This window comes from Humiphilus diazotrophicus, assembly GCF_059726315.1.
On record NZ_AP040870.1, the window covers coordinates 4,215,358 to 4,235,839 of the forward strand.

The 20,482-nt window shown below is 51.6% G+C and carries 18 protein-coding genes; 9 read left to right on the forward strand and 9 right to left on the reverse strand.

The annotated features are described in order from the left end of the window. The first annotated feature begins 75 nt into the window (after window positions 1-75). Window positions 76-384, forward strand: coding sequence for an FmdB family zinc ribbon protein (locus AC6I7T_RS17890; protein WP_497788775.1), 309 nt, complete (start codon window positions 76-78; stop codon window positions 382-384). A 28-nt stretch (window positions 385-412) separates the two neighbouring features. Here the strand turns inward: AC6I7T_RS17890 and AC6I7T_RS17895 are convergent, their stop codons facing one another. Further along, on the reverse strand, window positions 413-799 hold the full coding sequence (locus AC6I7T_RS17895) for a DUF6496 domain-containing protein (protein WP_497788776.1): 387 nt from the start codon (window positions 797-799) through the stop codon (window positions 413-415). 361 nt (window positions 800-1,160) lie between these two features. On the opposite strand from AC6I7T_RS17895, the gene AC6I7T_RS17900 reads away from it, so the two are divergent. The 6 genes from AC6I7T_RS17900 (at window position 1,161) to AC6I7T_RS17925 (ending at window position 9,422) form a co-directional block, all read left to right on the forward strand. Further along, window positions 1,161-1,364: an RraA family protein gene (locus AC6I7T_RS17900; protein WP_497788777.1), complete on the forward strand. Its 204-nt coding sequence runs from the start codon at window positions 1,161-1,163 to the stop codon at window positions 1,362-1,364. A 171-nt stretch (window positions 1,365-1,535) separates the two neighbouring features. Next, window positions 1,536-2,882: an MFS transporter gene (locus AC6I7T_RS17905; protein ID WP_497788778.1), complete on the forward strand. Its 1,347-nt coding sequence runs from the start codon at window positions 1,536-1,538 to the stop codon at window positions 2,880-2,882. A gap of 310 nt (window positions 2,883-3,192) precedes the next feature. Continuing rightward, the gene (locus tag AC6I7T_RS17910) at window positions 3,193-6,132 is read left to right on the forward strand and encodes a sensor histidine kinase (RefSeq protein WP_497788779.1); all 2,940 of its coding nucleotides are present in this window, start codon (window positions 3,193-3,195) and stop codon (window positions 6,130-6,132) included. After that, entirely contained in the window at window positions 6,129-6,761 is a 633-nt protein-coding gene (locus AC6I7T_RS17915; RefSeq protein WP_497788781.1) for a response regulator, read from the forward strand. Before AC6I7T_RS17910 ends, AC6I7T_RS17915 begins: the two co-directional genes overlap by 4 nt. A 316-nt stretch (window positions 6,762-7,077) precedes the next feature. Continuing rightward, window positions 7,078-7,854, forward strand: a complete 777-nt coding sequence (locus tag AC6I7T_RS17920; RefSeq protein WP_497788782.1) for a M48 family metallopeptidase — start codon at window positions 7,078-7,080, stop codon at window positions 7,852-7,854. Window positions 7,855-8,126: 272 nt separating this feature from the next. Continuing rightward, window positions 8,127-9,422 (forward strand): nickel-dependent lactate racemase family protein, encoded by a 1,296-nt coding sequence (locus tag AC6I7T_RS17925; RefSeq protein ID WP_497788783.1) that lies wholly within the window; start codon window positions 8,127-8,129, stop codon window positions 9,420-9,422. On the opposite strand, the gene AC6I7T_RS17930 is transcribed toward AC6I7T_RS17925, so the two are convergent. From AC6I7T_RS17930 to mmuM, 5 genes are all read right to left on the reverse strand, one after another. Then, window positions 9,406-11,058, reverse strand: coding sequence for an alpha-L-fucosidase (locus AC6I7T_RS17930; protein ID WP_497788784.1), 1,653 nt, complete (start codon window positions 11,056-11,058; stop codon window positions 9,406-9,408). The genes AC6I7T_RS17925 and AC6I7T_RS17930 overlap by 17 nt on opposite strands. A gap of 118 nt (window positions 11,059-11,176) precedes the next feature. After that, a complete protein-coding gene (locus AC6I7T_RS17935; protein WP_497788785.1) occupies window positions 11,177-11,824 on the reverse strand; it encodes a hypothetical protein in 648 nt (215 codons plus the stop codon). Window positions 11,825-11,877: 53 nt separating this feature from the next. Then, a complete protein-coding gene (gene purF, locus AC6I7T_RS17940; RefSeq protein WP_497788786.1) occupies window positions 11,878-13,344 on the reverse strand; it encodes an amidophosphoribosyltransferase in 1,467 nt (488 codons plus the stop codon). A 3-nt stretch (window positions 13,345-13,347) separates the two neighbouring features. Beyond that, window positions 13,348-15,660: a phosphoribosylformylglycinamidine synthase subunit PurL gene (gene purL / locus AC6I7T_RS17945; RefSeq protein WP_497788787.1), complete on the reverse strand. Its 2,313-nt coding sequence runs from the start codon at window positions 15,658-15,660 to the stop codon at window positions 13,348-13,350. A 76-nt stretch (window positions 15,661-15,736) separates the two neighbouring features. Then, window positions 15,737-16,669, reverse strand: a complete 933-nt coding sequence (gene mmuM / locus AC6I7T_RS17950; RefSeq protein ID WP_497788789.1) for a homocysteine S-methyltransferase — start codon at window positions 16,667-16,669, stop codon at window positions 15,737-15,739. A 435-nt stretch (window positions 16,670-17,104) separates the two neighbouring features. Here mmuM and AC6I7T_RS17955 point away from each other — a divergent pair, with 435 nt between their 5' ends. Beyond that, entirely contained in the window at window positions 17,105-18,514 is a 1,410-nt protein-coding gene (locus AC6I7T_RS17955) for an acetyl ornithine aminotransferase family protein (RefSeq protein ID WP_497788791.1), read from the forward strand. Window positions 18,515-18,841: 327 nt separating this feature from the next. Here the strand turns inward: AC6I7T_RS17955 and AC6I7T_RS17960 are convergent, their stop codons facing one another. Together AC6I7T_RS17960 and AC6I7T_RS17965 are read right to left on the reverse strand one after the other, a co-directional pair. After that, window positions 18,842-19,006 (reverse strand): hypothetical protein, encoded by a 165-nt coding sequence (locus AC6I7T_RS17960; RefSeq protein ID WP_497788792.1) that lies wholly within the window; start codon window positions 19,004-19,006, stop codon window positions 18,842-18,844. Between the two features lie 78 nt (window positions 19,007-19,084). Further along, window positions 19,085-19,807 carry a cation efflux transmembrane domain-containing protein gene (locus tag AC6I7T_RS17965; RefSeq protein WP_497788793.1) on the reverse strand — a complete coding sequence of 241 codons (723 nt, stop codon included), beginning with the start codon at window positions 19,805-19,807 and terminating at the stop codon, window positions 19,085-19,087. Between the two features lie 37 nt (window positions 19,808-19,844). Between AC6I7T_RS17965 and AC6I7T_RS17970 the strand changes: the two genes are divergently transcribed. Beyond that, window positions 19,845-20,264 carry a YraN family protein gene (locus AC6I7T_RS17970; protein WP_497788794.1) on the forward strand — a complete coding sequence of 140 codons (420 nt, stop codon included), beginning with the start codon at window positions 19,845-19,847 and terminating at the stop codon, window positions 20,262-20,264. A 4-nt stretch (window positions 20,265-20,268) separates the two neighbouring features. Here AC6I7T_RS17970 and iscX read toward each other — a convergent pair whose 3' ends face one another. Then, window positions 20,269-20,481 (reverse strand): Fe-S cluster assembly protein IscX, encoded by a 213-nt coding sequence (gene iscX / locus AC6I7T_RS17975; RefSeq protein ID WP_497788796.1) that lies wholly within the window; start codon window positions 20,479-20,481, stop codon window positions 20,269-20,271. Between the last annotated feature and the right edge of the window lies 1 nt (window position 20,482).

The following is a 20,482-nucleotide window of genomic DNA, read 5'->3' on the forward strand; positions in this document are numbered from 1 at the left end:
TTGGGGTACGGTATTGTCAAAATAGCGCATAGAATAGAAACATAGCCAATTTCTTGCGTGGAGGAGTTTTTCCCCGTGCCTTTATACGAATATCGCTGCACTGCGTGCGGCCATCGTTTTGAAAAAATACAGAGTTTTCAGGCCCCAGAGCTGACCGAATGTCCCGTTTGCAAGGGCAAGCTGGAACGTCCGCTCTCAGCACCTGCCTTTCAATTCAAAGGTGCTGGCTGGTATGTCACGGATTATGCTGGCAAGGGGGGCGGATCAGTCCCCCCTGCCAAGCCCGCAGAGAACACGGTTCCTGCGGGCGAGAAGAGCAGCACGAACAACCAGCCTGCGCCGCAACCAGCGGCGGCTGCCACTGCAGCCACCAAGAGTGAATAGCAAATAAAAGGGCGCATCATGCGCCCTTTTATTTTGAAGCGGATTTTCTTCTGCTAACACTCCTCTTGGTTCGAGTGCTTCGCGTGCCACCGGCCGAACTTTTAGCACTCGTACTTTTTCGACTTGAAGCCTGTCTGCCAGTTGTCGAGCGGTGACTTGCCGATCGGGTAGAGGTTTTTGTCTTACGGGCGGAAGCAGATTTCTTGGGCGGTTCCGGAACCTTCTCTCCAGACTTGCGCGCTTCCGAGAGGCCGATTGCGATTGCTTGTTTCGGATTTGTGACCTTGCGCCCACTCTTACCTGAGCGCAGTTTGCCCTGTTTCATCTCGGACATCTCCCGCTCAACATTTGCGGAAGCTCCCCGGCTGTATTTCCTTCCCGAACTCACTTTCCCTGTAGTTCTTTGGGTCGCCATTAGCTTTGCCTCCTTCGGGAGTGGGAAGTGCGCTTGTCGGAGATTGGTTGTCGAAAGAGTATCTCCATTGTTATGGAAACTCTTCTTCTATCACGAGATCGCCACTTGGTATGAAGGAATACGTTGCCGGGAAGGGGAGAGGCTTTTATCCGCTCTTCGATACAGATCATTTAGGACATTAGCCTTATAGCCCTCTTCTGCCTCTCCTGTACACTCGGCAGCTATAGCATTACGCCTTTGATTTTCGTCATCATCTGCGCTTTCCCGTATCCTCTTCGCCTAGATCGTTTTTACAAATACAGTGCGCGAACAGGAGAATGCTGGAGCAATTTAGGTCCGGTGTAGATCCGGAATTGCCGGAATGGGTGGACTGATGGGAACAGCAATGGCAGCACGTGAATACGCTGGAGCCGTCATCGACGGAGGAGTTCGCGATACTGCCTATCTTCGCAAAATAGGCTTTCCTGTCTATGCCACGGGTGCTGTTCCTTCAACCTCGGTTGGGCACTATATCGATCAGCTCAAATCGATTGTCCAGGCTGTTAAGAAATTTGGAAGGATATAGATCAAGAGCCGGAGTCGTTTCCCAAAGATGCAGATCAAGACACAGAAGCATATGCAGCTCTCCGACAGTGATGACTGCTCTTCTCTATCCTTGACGAGTCCATACGTATGCGGGAAATGTGCTAGCTATTCCTCAAGCTGCAGTTCATCCGAGTTCTTCTAGAGAGAGATTATGGTTGTTGCGGAAGATCGTTCCCCGATTCGCTTTTTGCTGGTCGCATTGCTTGCACTCCTGAGTGCAATTGCCTTTCTCGATCGCACCAATATCTCCATTGCCGGTGAAGAAATTAGCCGGGAGTACCAACTGGGGCATATTCATCTGGGCTGGGTCTTTAGTGCCTTTCTCATTGGGTATGCGCTTTTCCAAATTCCGGCAGGTTGGCTTGCGGGAAGAGTTGGGCCAAGAAAGATTCTTGCTCTGGGAGTTCTTTGGTGGGGAATCTTCACAGGGCTTACCGCTACCGTCTCTCCACGGTTTGGCCATGTTCTGCTGCTGTTACTCTTTGTCCGCTTTGCTCTCGGTATGGGCGAGGCCATGGTTTATCCGGCTTCCAACCAATTTGTTGCAGCTTGGATACCTATATCGGAGCGAGGAAAAGCAAACGGCTTCATCTTCGCGGGAGTTGGCGCGGGTGCGGGGCTTACACCACCACTGCTGACCGCCATCATTCTTCACTATGGCTGGAGAGCATCGTTCTGGTTTAGTGCCATTGTGGGCTTACTCGCTGGAGTTATCTGGTATCTGGCGGCGCGCGATGAACCGGATCAACATCCGCTTATGGGGGCATCTGAGCTGAAGCACATTCGCAGCAATATCTCGAAGCCTGCTTCTGTGTCCGGATCGTCCCCTGCAAATGCAAAATCGAAAATTCCCTGGGGAAAGATCTTTTCTCACCGTGGCGTTCTCGCCGTCTCTGCCAGCTACTTTACTTTTGGCTACGTTGCATGGATCTTCTTTAGCTGGTTCTATATCTACCTGGCTCAGGTTCGTAAACTCGATCTGAAAGCCAGTGCTCTTTACACGATGCTGCCGTTCCTGGCGATGACTGTAGCTTGTATGTTTGGAGGAGTTGCTGTCGATCTCTTGTCGGAAAAATTCGGATTGCGCTGGGGGCGCTGTGGACTAGCATCCTTTGCCATGATCTTGACCGCGTTCTTTCTGGTGATTGGGTCCTCTGCCGCCGACGCAAGATTGGCAAGCGTCATTCTTGCGGGAGGTGCGGGAGCACTTTATCTTTCACAGAGTTCCTACTGGTCAGTGACAGCAGATATGGCGGGGCCTTATTCCGGACTGGTTTCCGGAATCATGAATATGGGTGGCCAGATCGGCGGTGCGGTAACCGCTTCACTTACGCCCTACATCGCACTTCATGCCGGTTGGACAATGTCTTTCTTTGTAGCTGCCGCTCTAGCTTTTGCCGGAGGTCTTCTGTGGCTCCTGGTCGATCCTGCCCGGCCGGTTCTTCCGTCATGGAAAGGCGGTTCTGAATTTCTGGTTTCTTCCGAGAAAGAGTGTTGATGGTATAGCTCGAGCTCGGAAAGAATTTATAGCCGAAACGTTTTTGAAAGTGCCTGAATCTAGATCTTTTGTCCTAGTGTCAGCAACCGCTTTCTCTCGTGAACATTGGGCCTTGTGGCTTTGCTTCGTACTCTTCCTCTCTTAAGAGCCTCAGGTTTAGGGCACTCGGAGTTCTTTCATTTCAGAATGATGAAAAAGCTGTTGCCACTAAGCTTTCAATGTGTTTCGCTTGTTTCATCGGATGGCGAAAAGGATGGACATTTCCAGGTCCCTCTTTCAGGAGAGAGGCCGACGATGTTGTATCCGGAGAATGCTAGGCATCCTTCTGCCTTGCTTACTGATTTCCTCACCGCTTCTTGCCGCCTCGTTGCGGCTTTCCGAATATCAGAAGCAGGAATGGCAAGTAGAGGATGGCCTGCCGGAGAATCAGGTCCGCTCGATTGTTCAGCTTCCTAATGGATCTCTGCTCCTTGCTACATCGGGAGGAATCGCGACATTCGACGGAGTATCGTTCCGACCGTACCGAGTTGAATCCGATAATCTCCTGAACAATGAAGCAGTCAATGCACTGCTGGTGCGTCACAATGGCGAGCTTTGGATTGGTACCGATGGCCAGGGAGTACTAAGACAACGGGCAGGGCACCTGGTCAATATCAGCGAGCGGGCAGGCCTCCACTCTGAACGTATTCGGGCAATGCGAGAAGACTCGCAAGGCGTCGTTTGGCTGGCATCGCAAAATGGAATCTTTCGTGTCGAAACTAACGATGCAGGCGAGCACATTGAAGCTATTCCAGGTATTGGAGCTGTCTCCGGCGACATCGTTGAAGCATTTGCCGAGGATGGTTCCGGAGGAATGTTCTTCGCGACTTCTAGCGGCATCTTCCACTGGAGCCATGGGCATGTACGTCCATTAAAGGTGCAACGATCACCTGGATTTTCTCCCGTGGCTCTTTTCCATGATCGTGCAGGAAATCTGTGGGTGGGAACTCGTGATGGCCTGCTACTACTCACTCCAGCTCAAGATGGTTTCACAGCCAAACTTCTTACCAGTCTGCATGGTCAGATTAGTTTTCTTACCGAAGACAGGAGTGGAAATCTATGGGTTGGTACCCGCACAAATGGACTTTGGAGAATCTCTGATGGCATACCCCTGCACTGGGATTCACCGGAAGGACTCTCCGATCACTACATCCGCTGTCTTTTCGAAGATCGTGAAGGAAACTTATGGATCGGAATGCTCACCGGAGGACTTTCCAGATGGAGAATACCGCCACTGATACCTTTCGGCCCTCCAGAAGGAATGCCCGATGTCTTTGCTGCAAATCTGCTTGCCGATCGCAGGGGAGACCTTTGGATAGGAACATGGGGAAAAGGACTCTATCGGCTACATGAGGGGAACGTAAGGCCTGAGCCGCTTCCCAAGCACTCGATCATACGTGCGCTGACAGAAGATAGTAACGGTGTCATTTGGATTGGTACCTGGTTCGATGGCCTCTTTCGATATAAGGACCAACACTTCGAACACTACCTACTGGGAAGCGAGTCCATAACAAACGCCATTAGTGCAGTGCTCGTTGATTCATCAGGCCGACTCTGGATCGGCACCTATCAAGGTGTCGAATACTATTCCGATGGAATCCCTAATCGCAAAGGGAGCAAGCTATTTCTTTCAGGTAAGCTGATCACCTGTCTGCGACAGGATGTGGATGGCTCGTTGCTTGTCGGCACTGCAAGCGGTCTCTTTCGCGTTCGTGATGGGGATATTCGTCCAATACATGGATTATCGGGGCAATACATTCATTCCATTTCTGTCGATGAGACAGGTAATGTCTGGGTGGGCACAAAAGCGGGTGGACTGGATGTGATCCACGGTCTCAATGCCAGCCATCTCTCCTGGGTTCCGGGACTCATGGATTTCCCGGTATTCTCCATTCTGGATGATCGGCATGGCTTTCTGTGGCTCAGCACGACACGGGGAGTGCTACGTGTTCCTCGTACACAGCTGCAGGAGGTTGCGGAAGGGCGCCGAAAAGCCGTAGACAGCATCCTTTTGGGCAAAGCCGATGGAATGCGTAGTAGCCAATGCGTTGGGGCTGCACAGCCTTCAGCTACACGCATGAGAGACGGAAGTCTCTGGTTCGCTACGGCGAAGGGTTTTGTCCACACAAGTGCAGATGTATCACTTGCGGGTAATACGTCGTTGGATCCGTTCCTTCGTTCTGTAGCGTATGGAGATACAGAACATCCCATCACTCACCAGATCGACATTCCATCGGGAACCGAGGATGTGAGGATTGCCTTTGATGCAATCCAGCTCTCAAATCCATACCAGCTGGAGTTCCGGTACAAGCTGGAGAAATACGATCATGACTGGACGGTTACGCGTCAAAGAGTCGCGCATTATAGACAATTGCCGCCGGGCTTCTATCGCTTCGATGTTCAAGTGCGGAATGCCGGTGGTAAGTGGACTCCGCAGCTAAGTTCGTTTTTCCTGCGCCAGGCCCCATACTTCTATGAGACGTGGTGGTTCTTCTCCTTTCTCATGTTGATGCTCACCGCAGTTACGGTTCGCCTCTTTTCCTGGAGAGTGCGGCTGGCGCGAAAAAGAGTAGACATCATTCTGGAAGAGAGAAACAGGATTGCCCGTGATTGGCACGATTCCTTGATGGCAGGCTTTGCTGCGATCTCTTGGCAGCTGGAGTCCACCTCAAATCTGCTAAAAGGAAAAGATGGCGCTGCAGCTCAAGCTTGTGAATTAGCGCGTACGATGGTTAAACATTGCCAGACAGAAGCAAGAAGAATCATCTGGGACTTAAGAGCCGATCACGAGTTCTCCGGGCATCTTTCTGTTGCGATTTCTCAGACGATTAGTGCCATAGGGATACGTGAGGGAGTCACGATTGAAGTAGTCAAGGAAGGGGAAGAGATCAATCTTGCACCGGACTATCTTCATCACCTTTTGTCAATTGTGCAGGAATCGATTACAAATGCTCTTCGTCATGCCGATCCTACACATGTCACCGTGCTGATAGCTTATCGATCCGATATTGTCGAGATCTCTATAAAAGACAATGGACATGGTTTTCAAACAATAGAAAAGAAGGCAGTACTTAACGGGCACTTCGGGATTCCGGTTATGGAGGAGCGAGCTCGCAAGCTCGGGGGAGAATTGCGTGTGCAATCATCTCCAGATCGGGGAACTGAAGTTCATGTTGAGGTCCCATTTCGAGCTGTGGAGGCGAGAGTATGAACACACGTCAGGTCCGTGTACTTCTTGTGGAGGATCACTTTCTAGCCAGAGTAGCCCTGCATTCCGTACTTGAAAATCGCGGAGATATCAAGATTGTCGGTGAGGCTGGCGATGGCGTAACCGGTCTTAAGCTCTTTCAGGAACTTATGCCGGACGTTACCGTAATGGATCTTCGATTGCCTCAGCTCAATGGCTTCGATACGATTGCGGCCATTCGCTCTATCTCTCGTCACGCCAAGATTGTGGTTCTATCGAATCATTCAGGGAGCGAAGATATTTATAGGGCGCTGCGTTGTGGCGCCATGGCTTATCTCTCAAAATCCACAACAGGAGAGGAGCTTATCCAGGCGATCCTGTCTGTTTATCGAGGGATTCGCTATCTTCCCCGTTCTGCTAGCGATCGCTTAGCCGAACGCATGCCTCTTGTGGATTTAACACCGCGCGAATGGGAGGTACTGACTTGCATCACTCGTGGACTAAGCAATCAGGATATTGCCGATGAGCTGAAGATTGCAGAAAAAACAGTACGAGTACACGTTAGCGCAGTTTTGAGCAAGATGGGTGTGCGTGATCGTACACAGGCGGCAGTATTTGCTATTCAGAGAGGTATGGTGCATCTCGATCTATAAGTTGCTAAAGATGCGGAGATTGTTAAGGTGGAGAAATCCCTAAGCTTTCAGTATCGGTAGCCGAATAGAGCTGATTTCTAGAATAAGTATCAGGTGGTTGCCGATGCTGAATCCTCCGCCAATCACAACTTAATACGGCGAAAAATCTATATTGGATTGGCGAGCAAAGTTTCGGCAGGTGGTACCGTTTACTTTTGTATCCAAGCCTGAATTGTAGCTCTCATGTACACTTGTATGCAGAGTAGTACAAGAATAAACGATGTATTTATTGCTGTATTGTAAGTCTTCGTTAGGGATAAACAAAAAGAAATAGTACATGAAGAAAATATCACTTCTTGCAGTCGTCCTGAGTTTCACAATCTGTGCAAATGCCCAATTCAAACTAAATACACGTTCCGCACAAGCTGCCGGTGATGGGCTTAAAGCCTTAACCTTCAGTGATGCGGATGCAGCCAGACTTTCGAAAGAGTCTGTCGATTGGATGGACAAGCACAATCCCGTAGCCGGTCCAAACGATCCGTATACCATTCGCCTGAATAAGCTGGTAGCCAAGCATCAATCGATTAACGGCATTCAGTTGAACTATAAGGTTTATAAGGTAGTGGACATCAATGCCTTCGCTTGTGCGGATGGCAGTGTGCGTGTCTTCTCGTCTCTTATGGATATCATGACGGATGAGGAACTTCTTGGTGTTATCGGGCATGAAGTTGGACATGTGGCGAACCACGATACCCGCGATGCGATGAAGCAGGCCTATATGCGTTCCGCAGCTATGAATGGCGCAGCTTCTCAGTCGAGCACGGCGGCTAAGCTAACTGACAGCCAGCTTGGAAAGATGGCTGAAGCCATGCTCGATTCCAAATATAGCCGCAATCAGGAGAGCGCAGCCGACGATTTCTCCTATAGTTTCCTGAGGCAGAACAACTACAACGTCATGGCCTTGTCCACCGCTTTCGATAAGCTCGCAAAGCTTAGCGAGGGAGCACAAGAGTCCAAGATGGCAAAGATGTTCTCCTCTCATCCTGACAGCAAAAAGAGATCAGAAGCTGTTGCGAAAAAGGCTGAAAAGGATGGGCTTCTTCCAAAGAAGTAAATAGGAGCTCTCCAGAGCAAAACCAGCGTTACTATGTCCTATCCAAATTCAGCGATATGCAGGTTCTCTTGAAGGAAAACCTGCGTAGGGAGTTGTGGTTCGGGATGCACCTACGCTGGTTTTGCTCTAGACCAAAATGGAAGGGGCGAGTCCGTTATGGGCTTGCCTCTTTTGTTTTTCCGTAGAGGAATCAGGGGTGAGCTGGATACAATGGTCGCCGAGGACGGAATGGACTTTAACCGGCGGTTTTGCTGGTCCTTCCGGAAAAATCGATGAAGGCTCATTTCGCATTTGGAAAGAATGGTATTGACGTTAGTCTGCCCAATGGCTTTCGCTGTGAAGCGATCGAAAGCCGCTCTGCTTTACCTTTAGGAAACATTTCGGCAGCACTTGATGCTGCTCTAGATAATCCCATAGGATGCAAGCCCCTTGCGGAATTAGCCGTGGGAAAGTCCACCGCAGCGATCTCTGTCTGCGATATCACCCGCCCAGCTCCGAATCGCGTTACTCTTCCTCCCTTGCTTCGTCGGCTTCATGATGGGGGCATTCCGGTTGAAGGCATCACTATCATGATTGCTACCGGGCTTCACCGTCCGGCGACGAAAGAGGAGATTCAGAGCATTGTTGGTCCCGAGATCGCATCGACCTATCGCATCGTCAATCACGATGCTCGTGTTCTGGCGGATCATCGCTATCTTGGAGATACCAAACGTGGAACGCCGGTGTATATCGATGAGAGGTTTCTGCAAGCCGATCTTCATATCACTCTGGGATTTATCGAGCAGCATATAATGCTGGGATTTTCCGGAGGCCGAAAGTTGATCGTTCCTGGCCTTGCCGCACAGGAAACCATCAAGGTGATCCACTCTCCAAAGTTCATGAGAGAGCCCCTCGCAAAGGAAGGTTCCATCGATCAGAATCCTCTACATGCGGAGTTCCTGGAAATCGCAGGGATGGCTCGTCATGATTTCATTCTGGATGTGACGTTGACGAAGGAGCGCGAAATCTCCGGAGTGTTTGCAGGAAACGCTGTAAAGGCACACGCCGCCGGAGTGGAGTTTCTACGCACGACATCGTTGGAGAGGCTCTCAGGATTTGCCGATGTGGTGATAACCAGTGCAGCTGGGCATCCTTTGGATTTGACCTTCTATCAATCGGTAAAGGGACTCTCTGCTGCTCAACACCTGGTTAAACCCGGTGGGCGAATTCTGATGCTAAGCGAATGCGCAGAGGGTATAGGCTCCCCGGAGTTTGCGCATGGGCTCAAGGAGATGTCGAGTTGCGCGAGCTATCTTGAGAAGCTTCTAGGTACCCCGGTTATGGTCGATCAGTGGCAACTGGAAAGGCTTGCTCTGCTGGGGCAGAAATACGAGTTGTTTTTCTATACTCCCGGTGTAACGAAAGATCAGCTTGGTTGCTTTAGCTCGCGCTGCTTTCATTCTTTGAATGAAGCTGTGGAAGCGGCACTCAAGGGGTTATCGTCAGAAGCACGCGTTGCACTTGTACCGGATGGCCCGTACACGTACGCACAAGTTCAGCAATCCGATGAAGCTATTTCCTTTCGTTGAGCTGTAGTGGCTCTCCGTAGATTGTGGTCATGGGGTGTTTCACCACAGCACGAAATTCGTACTGCCATTTCGGAGATAGTCCATCAGCTTCGTAAAAAAACGGTCCTGCGTGCGAGATGTTTTTCAGCGGTAAAGACACCCAGCTATGGGTGCGTACATTTGTATCGTCACCTCCGATAACACGATACTCAAACCCAACCTCCAGGGAAGAGGCGCTTCCCATGTTTGGAATGATTCCTTGTAACAGTGCTCGTGTTGGATCGTTACTGCGCGAAGATTTGACCGTTTCAACCTGTGGCGGAGTGAATGCCTGTTCGACATGGGTGATTCGTAAAACCGCAGGGTTGGAATACTGATAATTATCTTGGAATCGTTGAGCGCGCATGGCGTGTATATGTAATCCATCTGCTTCCTGATGCCATGTCGTTTGAGGGTGGACAGTTGGTTGGTATTCCACTACCTGGTCATTCTGTCCAAGAATCGTGATTTGCGTTTTCGGTGTAGCGCGGACGGATTTGAGAACAATATCCTTCCAGGTGGCGCGATCCCAAGACTGATCGACAACGGCATAAAGAGTATCGTCGTTCTTTTTGCGGGTGAACCAGATATCGCCTTCATTGGCAATCACCCAAGGACGCACAGAGTAAATTGCCTCTGAATTAACAAACATCCACAAGGCAATTTCGCGCAGCCGGTCCTCTTCTTCAATAGGTAATTCGCCATTGGGTTTGGGGCCGACATTCAATAGAAGATTTCCACCTCGGGCCCTTGTCTGCACCAATAAACGAATTAATTCGGGACCGGATTTATAAACCTCATGTTGCGGTTGATACTGCCAACCCGTTCCCATGGTGATGCATGCTTCCCATGGTTTATTGATTGCGGCTCCCAAAATATTCTGCTCTGGAGTTTGCAGAGCACCACGAGTGACAACAATGTCCGGTTGCAGCTTCCACGCAAGCTCTCGTAGTTCTTTGGCTTCTCCGTCAAAAAAGATTACCTGTACCGGCCCATATTGGGTCAATAGCTCCTCTACCTGCTGTTGGTCATACTTGAGCAGCCCAGGATTCGAAGAGGGTTGAACTTGAGGAATGTGGCGTTGAATTTGGATCCCATTTTCATGAAGCCAATGAAAGTCGTCTGGAGAAAAGTAAACACCGACAGCGATATTTTGTTTGCGGAAGGAATTGAAGACTTCTGCGGTGATATCACGATGAAACGGAGTCTGCATGACATTGAAAGGCGTGGTCTTTGTGTCGAACATGCAGAATCCGGAATGATGCTTGGTGGTCAGAACGACGTAGCGAATACCCGCCAAGCGAGCAAGTCTCGCCCAGGATTCAGGATGGAAATCATCGGGAGCGAAGAGAGAGGGCAGCTCCTGAAAATATCGATTCACATAATCGTCCGAGGCGCCTACCAAGGAATGGCTGATAGTCACTCCTAGAGGACTATCGACTCCCCAATGGATGAACAAGCCAAAGCCTTGGTCTCGAAACCATTCCAGACGATCAGCTTTATTGAGCGACCCTTCTTCCGGATTTTCTTGAGCGAAGGAAGTTGAAGTCAGGTTAGCCAAACCAGCGAGCACAAGCAGAAACAGCAGCAGTGATTTTTTAATCCTTCCCAAGCGCATGTGGAGCAACCTCTGTCGTAATGCCGCGATACAAATAAAGCTGAAAGATGGCTTAATAGTATCGCTGAACAAGGGAAGCACTTTAAGACACATGGCTTAGTACCCTTGGTGAGGTCAACTATGAACTCGGCGTTGGGATTTCCCGAAAACCATCGGGGATATAGAACAGATGTGCTGGCTGTCGTCCTTCGTGAATATTGGTCATTTCGTAGGAACTAAATCCTGGCTCGAATGACTTTATGCACGTGCCTAGACGAACATCCTCCCAGTACTGCCATGTAGACAGACGGCCATCGGGCCGTGGTTCAGTGATCTCCCAATGCTTAGCTCTGCGGCCACCGAGTACTTCTATTCCGAGATAGTTGCTGGAGGCGCCAGCGCCCAGGATGATATCGGGACTGTCTTCCCTCTTTACCCTTGCGGAATAAGAGGACTTCAATTCAGGCTGCCAATACGTTTTTTGAAGAGGGTCCAGGCAAATCACAGGTCGGCCTTGTTGTCTCCATAGGAGAATCCGTTGACGGTCGGAGTATTTTGTCTCCATTCGCATACCTCGTGGCTCGCGGAGGAGATTGATATACATTTTGCCTGTGTAGCTTTTCGAGGGATTTATGAAGTCCTGGTGAGTAAAGTCGGCAGAATAGCCATCTACCCAAACTGTTCCTGGCGGGGAGTTATACAGACAACGGGAGTCACTGACCAGAGTCAGACTCGTGGCCAATGTAACTCCCGCTGCAAAGAGAATTCGGAACAACCGTTGCAACATACGCTCTCCTGTATGGAGCCCGATGTTTTCCTGAGAGTGTTCAGGTTCTGCAACTACCGTTGTGCCGTTGCCGGCATAATCTCTTCTACATCAACCCAGCTTGTTGGATATTCTCCGGTATAGCAAGCTGTACAGTAACGATTTCCTTCACCACCATCGCAGGAATGCTTTAGTCCATCCAGGGAAAGATACGCCAGCGAGTCGGCCTCGATAAAGCGTTCAATCTCTTTGACGGAATAGTTTGCTGCGATCAGGTCTTTCTTGCTCGGCGTATCAACCCCATAGAAGCAGGGAGAGATCGTCGGTGGGCAACTGATGCGAAGATGAACTTCTTTAGCTCCTGCAGCCCGTACCATGCGTACGATCTTCCGGCTGGTGGTTCCGCGGATGATCGAATCGTCGATCAGGATAATTCTTCTTCCTTCCAACAGATTGCGCACGGGATTCAGCTTCAGCTTGACGCCAAAGTCGCGTACCCGCTGCTCGGGTTCGATAAAGGTACGGCCCACATAGTGGTTACGGATCAGTCCAAAGCGGAAGGGAATACCGCTCTCGGCAGCGTAGCCAATTGCAGCTGTTACGCCAGAGTCAGGTACTGGCACCACCAAATCGGCGTCAACGGGATTTTCACGCGCCAACTGACGGCCCATCTCTTCGCGGCTATCCTGCACCCAGCGGCCAAAGATGCGGCTGTCGGGGCGGGCGAAATAGACCTGTTCAAAGATGCAGCTGGCCTGTGGAACTCCTGTGGAATACTGCCGTGAAGTGACACCATCGGCTGTAACCATTACCAGTTCGCCAGGTAAAACATCGCGCTCGTATTTTGCACGCAGTAAATCGAAGGCACAGGTTTCAGAGGCGAAGACAATCGTATCCGGTCCATCCTGATTATGAATTCGTCCCATGGAAAGAGGACGAAAACCGCGAGGATCACGTGCCGCGAAGATGCGGTCGCGAGTCATCATGACAATCGAGAAAGCTCCGTCAACCTGACGCAGGGAATCTGCGATGGCATCGACAAGTGTGCTTTCGTGCGAGTGCGCGATGAGCTGGACGATGATCTCAGAATCGCTGGTGGTCTGGAAGTATGCTCCCTCACGCTCCAACTTGGCCCGGACGTTTCCTAGGTTTACCAGATTGCCATTATGCGCAATCGCGATAAGACCCTTGGTGGAATCCACTCGGATCGGCTGGGCATTCAGGAGAGCAGAGTCACCCGTTGTGGAATAACGGGTGTGGCCGATGGCCATGCTTCCGGGCAGCTTGGTAAGGACATCATCGGTAAAGATGTCCGCGACCAAGCCCATTCCCTTGATGTTGCAAAGGTTGGTGCCATCGGCGGTTGCAATACCCGCCGATTCCTGACCACGATGCTGTAAGGCATACAGGGCAAGATAAGCCTGCCGTGAGGCGTCCGGATGCCCATAGATGGCGACGACACCGCATTCTTCACGCAGCTTGTCGAAGGGCAGCCCGTCTTCCATATCGTCCGCGAGATTCTCAGGCGTAAAGTTTGACATGGCTTAGCTCCTGACCGTGCCGTCGTCGTTGAGTAGAGACTCTAAAGCTCCTGCCCAGATAGCCTTCAGGCTTGTTACCGGTTCGGAGAATAGGGTCTTGCTACCAAGTCGGACTTCCAGCTTACGTGCAGCGGTGATTCCCAAGGAAGTTGTTGCGAGTCCGAAACCTGCGGCAATACGCGTAACCTCTTCAACGGAATTGCCGTCGCAGGTCACGATCACGCGGGTAGCATCTTCGCCAAAAAGTGCCAGAAGCGGGGAGATGCCGGTATCGGCCAGCGTAATCATCGCGCCGATCTCCTGACTGAAGCAGCTCTCCGAAAGGGTGACAGCCAAACCGCCCTCGCTGATATCTCTTGCGGAATGAAGCAGACCGCTATCGGATAGAGCTGCAAGCGCCTTATGCAACTTTGCCTCGGCCTCTAAATCGAGAGCCGGTGGGGTTCCCCAGAGCTTTCCGACAATTGCTTTTGCATATTCGGATGAGCCGAAGGCTCGCCATGATTCCGGCTTCGCGCTCTTAGGGCTCAGCAGCAGAATCGCATCGCCGGGCTGTTTGAAATCCGATGGAATGTTCTTGGAGATGTCGTCGAGGATTCCAACAATTCCCAGAACAGGAGTTGGGTAAATTCCTTCTCCGCGGGTTTCGTTGTAGAGGCTTACGTTGCCACCGGTAATAGGTGTACCGAGAGCGATACAGGCCTCAGAGATACCGTCGATTGCGGTCGAGAGCTGGGCCATGATCTCGGGCTTTTCCGGATTGCCGAAGTTCAGGCAGTTTGTTGCCGCAACCGGAATGGCTCCTGTACAAGCGACCTTACGGGCTGACTCGGCTACGGCATGCTTGGCACCCAGTTTGGGGTCGAGATAGCACCACCGGCCATTGCCATCGAGGGACATTGCCAAGCCACGCTTGGTTCCCTTGATGCGCATGAGCCCGGACTCATTACCAGGACCATGTACGGTATTGGTCTGGACCATGCTGTCGTATTGCTCGTAAACCCAGCGTTTAGAACAGATATTTGCGGAAGCGAGCAATACTCGCAGATCTTCGCTGTAATCGCGTCCCTGCTGTAGAGCTGCGGCAACTTCTGCCGGAGCATCGACCGGTGCAGGGGATTTCCACTCGCCTACGGGGCGATGGTAAAGCGGAGCATCATCCGTAAGGGATACATTGGGAATATCCGCTACCAGGACGCCGTGATGCAGGATTCGCAAACGTGGTTCGGCAGTGACGGTTCCGACGATGACAGCATCGAGTCCCCACTTGCTGAAGACACGGAGCACTTCGTCTTCACGGCCCTTATCCGCCACCAGGAGCATACGTTCCTGGCTTTCCGAGAGCATGATCTCGTAGGCGGTCATGCCGCGTTCGCGCTGCGGGACATTATCCAGCTCTACTTCCAGGCCAACACCGCCACGGGCACCCATTTCGCAGGTGGAGCAGGTGAGACCTGCTGCGCCCATGTCCTGAATGCCGACAATCGCGCCAGTCTGTAGGGCTTCGAGGCAAGCTTCCAGGAGCAGCTTTTCCATGAAGGGATCGCCGACCTGAACGTTGGGACGCTTCTGTTCGGAGCCTTCCTTGAATTCTTCGCTGGCCATGGTGGCGCCATGGATGCCATCGCGACCGGTTTTTGCTCCAACATAGATGACCGGATTGCCGACACCGCTGGCCTTCGCGTAGAAGATGTCTTCGCGGCGCACCAATCCCAGTGCAAAAGCATTGACCAGAGGATTGCCGCTGTAGCAGGCTTCAAACTTTGTTTCGCCACCTAAATTCGGTACTCCAAAGCAGTTACCGTAGGAGGCTACTCCGGCGACTACGCCTTCCGTGACGGAGTGGTTTCTGTGCACGGAGGAGTCATCGTCTCCGGCCTTTTCAAGAGGACCGAAGCGCAGAGAGTCCATCACTGCAAGCGGACGCGCGCCCATCGTGAAGATATCGCGCAGAATACCGCCTACACCGGTGGTTGCACCCTGGAAAGGCTCGATGTATGAGGGATGATTGTGTGATTCGATCTTAAAGGCGCAGGTCCATCCATCACCTACGTCGATGATTCCGGCGTTTTCTCCTGGGCCCTGAACCACGCGATCGCTTTTGGTCGGCAAACGCTTCAGGTGGACACGAGAAGACTTGTAAGAGCAATGTTCACTCCACATGACGCTGTAAATTCCCAGCTCAGTAAGACTCGGCGTGCGGCCTAAAGCCTTGGTGATGCGCTGGTACTCGTCAGGAGTGATGCTATGCTGCGCGAGCAGCGCGGAAGAGATGCTGGCGGGCTCGGGAGCCACTGAGAGAGACTCAGGTTTCATGATGGTTACAGAATTATTGTCGCATGGCTAGCAAGCCCCCGCAGCCCTATCTATCCCAAAAGCCGGATTCCCTAAATTAATGCGTGGAAAAGGCCTCTCGGATATTGCGAATGTGCTCCGGTCGTGTCCGGCAGCAGCCTCCAACAGCTTGTGCGCCTTCTCTATGCCATTCTTTCGCCAATTTGCCGAAAAGGCTGGGATCGCTGGGCCCGCACCAGATACGCTGGTCGGCGTCCCATATTTCGCCGGAATTGGGATAAACCAGCAAAGGCTTGGTGGTCGCTGTGCGTAATTCCCGGAGCAAAGCAGAAATCAGGCCTGGGGCAGTGCAATTTACCCCAAGGGCAACAACTTGAGGAACCTTGTCCAGCAATTGAGCGCATTCACGAAGGGGCTCTCCATGCGCAACTTCTACCGTATTCCGGCAGGTGAAGCTGAGCCATGCAGCCAAATCCGGCCAATCGGCTAGAGCTTGCACTATAGCTTGAGCTTCTTCGAGAGAAGGAATCGTCTCGAAGGCAAGCAGGTCCGCGTCGGTCTCTGCGAGAACGGCAATTCGCTCCGCGTGAAAGCGGACCAGATCACTGAATGAGCATTCATAATTTCCGTGATACTCGGCTCCGTTATGCAGAGCGGCTCCATAGGGGCCCAAAGATGCTGCAATCAGCACCTTGCGATCGGGAAAAGCGGCTCTCGCCTTTTGTGCGAGTTCGACTGAGAATTTCAGGGCTCGTGCTGCCTGTCCGGCTGTCAGTCCGAACTCAACATAGCCTTTCGCCGAGATTTGATAGCTGGCGGTGGCAATGCAATCGGCTCCTGCTTCGATGTAGGCACGATGCACAGCTTCAATCGTTTCCGGTGAGTCTTCCAACACATGTGCTGACCAGAGCGGCCCGCTAATATCGGCTCCACGATATTCCAGTTCTGTAGCCAGACCTCCATCTATAACGTGTAAGGAGGAAAGATCGAGATGTGCACGAGGAGTCATGGCGATATCGTAACAAGACACTTTTCTCTCTTATGGGACTCCTTTCGATTTCCGTAGCTTTCTTCGCCTAGGCATTAAGTTGTTTGTGCTTCGTCCTCAATAAGTTATCCGGATAAGTAGATTTTTCCTTTCTGAATAGCGGAGGACCTGTGCTATGCTCGCGCCAAAGGAGGGAGAGATGCATACGCTGCGGTCCCACTACGATATAACTCTTCAGCGCACCTCATCTTTGCGCAAGCTTATTACCTCGCCTCTCTCTCGTGTTCTGCCTACCTGCACACGACCTAGCCTCTTCGGCGGAGACTAGAACGCCGGACCTGCCGAAGCACAGCTCATAACTCGTGCGGAGGTCCACCTTTTCAGCCCCGTACATCCCAAAACCTCTCGGGCCAATGTCTTTGGTCTGGGCAGATCTGTCTTCACAGTCTGCAATTGAGCGAGTGCGGAAAGGAAAATATGCAGAGCCAGTTACACAAGAGCGATCATCTATGGGCCCAGTATGGCCCCAAGCTGTTGGGTGCAGTTCCGGGTCCTAAAGCGAAAGAAATTATTGCAGCCGACGACAGATATATCTCGCCGAGTTATACGCGCAGCTACGGGCTGGTAGCAAAGCGTGGACGAGGTCTTCGCATTGAAGATGTCGATGGCAACGAGTTTCTCGACTTTGCAGCTGGTATTGCGGTTACTTCTACCGGGCATTGCCACCCTGAAGTTGTTGCCGCGATTCAGAAGCAGGCCGGGGAACTAATTCACATGTCCGGCACCGATTTTTATTACGAGCAGATGGTCACCTTTGCCGAACGGCTTTCCGCCGTAGCGCCCATGGCGGGGCCGCATCGTTTCTACTATGGGAACTCCGGTGCCGAGGCTATCGAGTGTGCTCTGAAGATCGCTCGCTATCACACCGGCAGGCAGAATGTTATAGCGTTTCTCGGAGCCTTCCATGGACGCACGATGGGAGCTCTTTCCTTAACCGCTTCCAAGCCCCAACAGAAACGCAGGTTTGCACCTCTCGTTCCCGGTGTAACGCATGTGCCTTATCCCAATGCTTATCGTGCCGGTATCGAAGGAGCGAAGGAAAAAGACGAGTACGCGCTAGGCTGTGCCCGCTACATCGAAGAGCGGCTCTTCAAGACGATTCTTCCCCCGGAAGAAGTTGCAGCTATCTTTGTAGAGCCGATTCAAGGGGAAGGCGGTTATGTCGTTGCTCCTACTATATTCATGCAGGAACTGCGCAGGATTTGTGACCGACACGGTATCTTATTGGTCGTTGACGAAGTTCAATCCGGCGCAGGAAGAACCGGGAAATGGTGGGCAGTACAGCATACAGGGGTAGAGCCCGATATTATCTGCATGGCAAAGGGGATTGCTTCTGGTATGCCTCTCAGTGTTTGTCTGGCACGTGCGGAGATCATGGATTGGAAGCCGGGATCGCATGCTTCGACCTTCGGCGGTAATCCTGTTTCGATTGCCTCGGCTCTCGCGACCATGGATGTTCTGGAGCGAGTGGGTATATCGAATGCAGCATTTGTTGGACAATCAATGATGAATCGCCTCAAAGGCTGGATCGATACCCATTCGATTATCGGGGATGTACGTGGCAGGGGCCTGATGATCGGAGTTGAGATTGTAAAAGATCAGGCCACCCGTGAGCCTGCGCCTGCTTATCGTGATCGTATTGTCGATCTTGCCTTTGAGAAAGGATTGCTGATTTTAGGTTGTGGCGAGAATACGATCCGCTTGTCTCCGCCTCTGGTGGTGAATGAGGAAGAAGCCACCGTCGCACTCGAGATATTGGAGGAGTGTGTTGCAGAGGTAGAACAAGAGCAGGCAGATTCCATAATCATTCAATCCGCTACGGCTTGAGGTAGAGCGGAACCATGGGTTGCTCCGTCTTTGGCGATGGCATGAAACACCGTCAGCTAAGGTTAGGCAAGAGGAAGCTTCCATATCGGTAACCGGGCGGTATTTTGAGGATTAGAGCGTTTTCCGAAAAGATGTAGACCGAAGCAATAGAAGTTGACGCGGCTTTCCGTCAAAGAAAGCCGCTCTTCATCTAACTTGGAAAGCTCACAGTATTTCGGGAAATGCTTTAGCTCTGCCCGGCTACCGATACGGCCATATCCTTCAGCGTATTCCCCGCATGGAATGGAGTAGCTTGCTTTGGTGCACGCTACTCAGATTCACTCGCTATCAATGTTTTCTTGCTTCCGAGCGTGTCAGTACGGCTGTAAGTACAAACAACATCGCAATCAGCACAGCGAGTATTGCGTGGGAGAAGTGGTTATAGTGCACCGCAATGGCGGCATCTACCCACCAAACAACAGCGCCGGCAAACCATATCCAGAAAACTCGCACCGTACTACCTCGCCTAGAGGAATGAGATGCACTCGAAGATTGGGCCCTGTTCAATAGAAATGCAAAGTCGTCGTCAGATCAGCAGCATCCACAGCTTTCGCCTCGGAGAGCACGGCGACCTTCGATGATCAAGATCGGGACCGCCCCAAAGGCTGCTACAGAATCAATCCAGGGTAGATGAAAAATCGTATTGATAACCAAACCCGCCAATGTGATAAGTGCTAAGTAAGCACATGTAGCGGATTGAACAGAATCGGCGGCTAAGGCGACGTTTCCCGTTTGTTCTGCGATGTTTCGTTTGAAGAAGCTCAAAACCGGCATAATCAGCAATGCCGCCAAGGTAATGGCCATTCCCAAAAGACTGCCTTCCGGTTTTTCTGCTGTTGCTAGAGACAATATCGAGATGCCGACGACTGTGGCAGCCAGAACAAAGAGGAGAATGCCATTAATACGCGCGGCCCGTTGTTCCGACAGTGCCCACCTGGATTCCGCAAAATTCAGCGTATTCCATAGGACGACAAAGCCGGAGAGTAACTCGACAAAGCTGTCAGCTCCGAAAGCGAGAAGCAGAGGGCTGTGTGCTTGATGGGCTGCGAAGAGAGAAACTCCGCATTCGAGCAGCATCCATAAGACAGTAAAGATCTGCAAAACACGAATTCGGCCGTTTGGACTCTGCGTGTGGCAGGAGCCGCCTGTACAAGAACAACTCGCCAGGGTTTCGTTCGCCGATGTTTGCATCGTTACCCCCTGTTCAAGGAGACCCTTTGAGCCGAGAATATCTTCAATGTCGCTTTTGCTCAAGGCTCGTCTCCATTGGATGGAGGGCTCGTTGTCCGCGATGGATAGAATGTTGCGGAAGCTGGGGCGTACCTCCTCAATTCCGAGGCATCTGGTTACCGGAGTTCAAGGAGAGGAGGCAGCGTTCTTCTATTTGCGGCGCAAAGGGTATGTGGTCGTTGCCCGGGGCTGGAAATCCCTTCGTTTCCGTGGAGACCTGGACTTGATTGCCTGGGACAACGGAACGATATGTTTTGTTGAGGTAAAGACGCGCAGCAGCCGTGAGGTAGCAACAGCCGAATCTGCAGTAGATAAAGGAAAACGCCGCGTAGTGCGGCGTTTAGCAGGTGATTATCTTCGTTCCATGAAGAGAGTACCGGTAAGGTTCGACATTGTTTCCGTCTATCTTCAAAAAGAAGGAAAGCCGGAGATCCTCCATTTCCCAGGTGCTTTTGGCTGGCACGATGAGAGGGAAAGATAGTACGTCAGCCCTTTGCGTCCTCGTATTCCTCATGCCAAGCCATTTGGATTGCTTCCAGCTTGGATTCGTTCGATTTCTTGGGGTCGTCGGAAAACCCGTCCAACTCCACAACATAGCGATAAAGATCGGTAAAGCGAACGCCCAGGGGATCCACGTCAGGGAATTTTTCAAAAAGGCGGATACCAATCTCTTCTGTATCGTTCCAAGTGATTTCCATA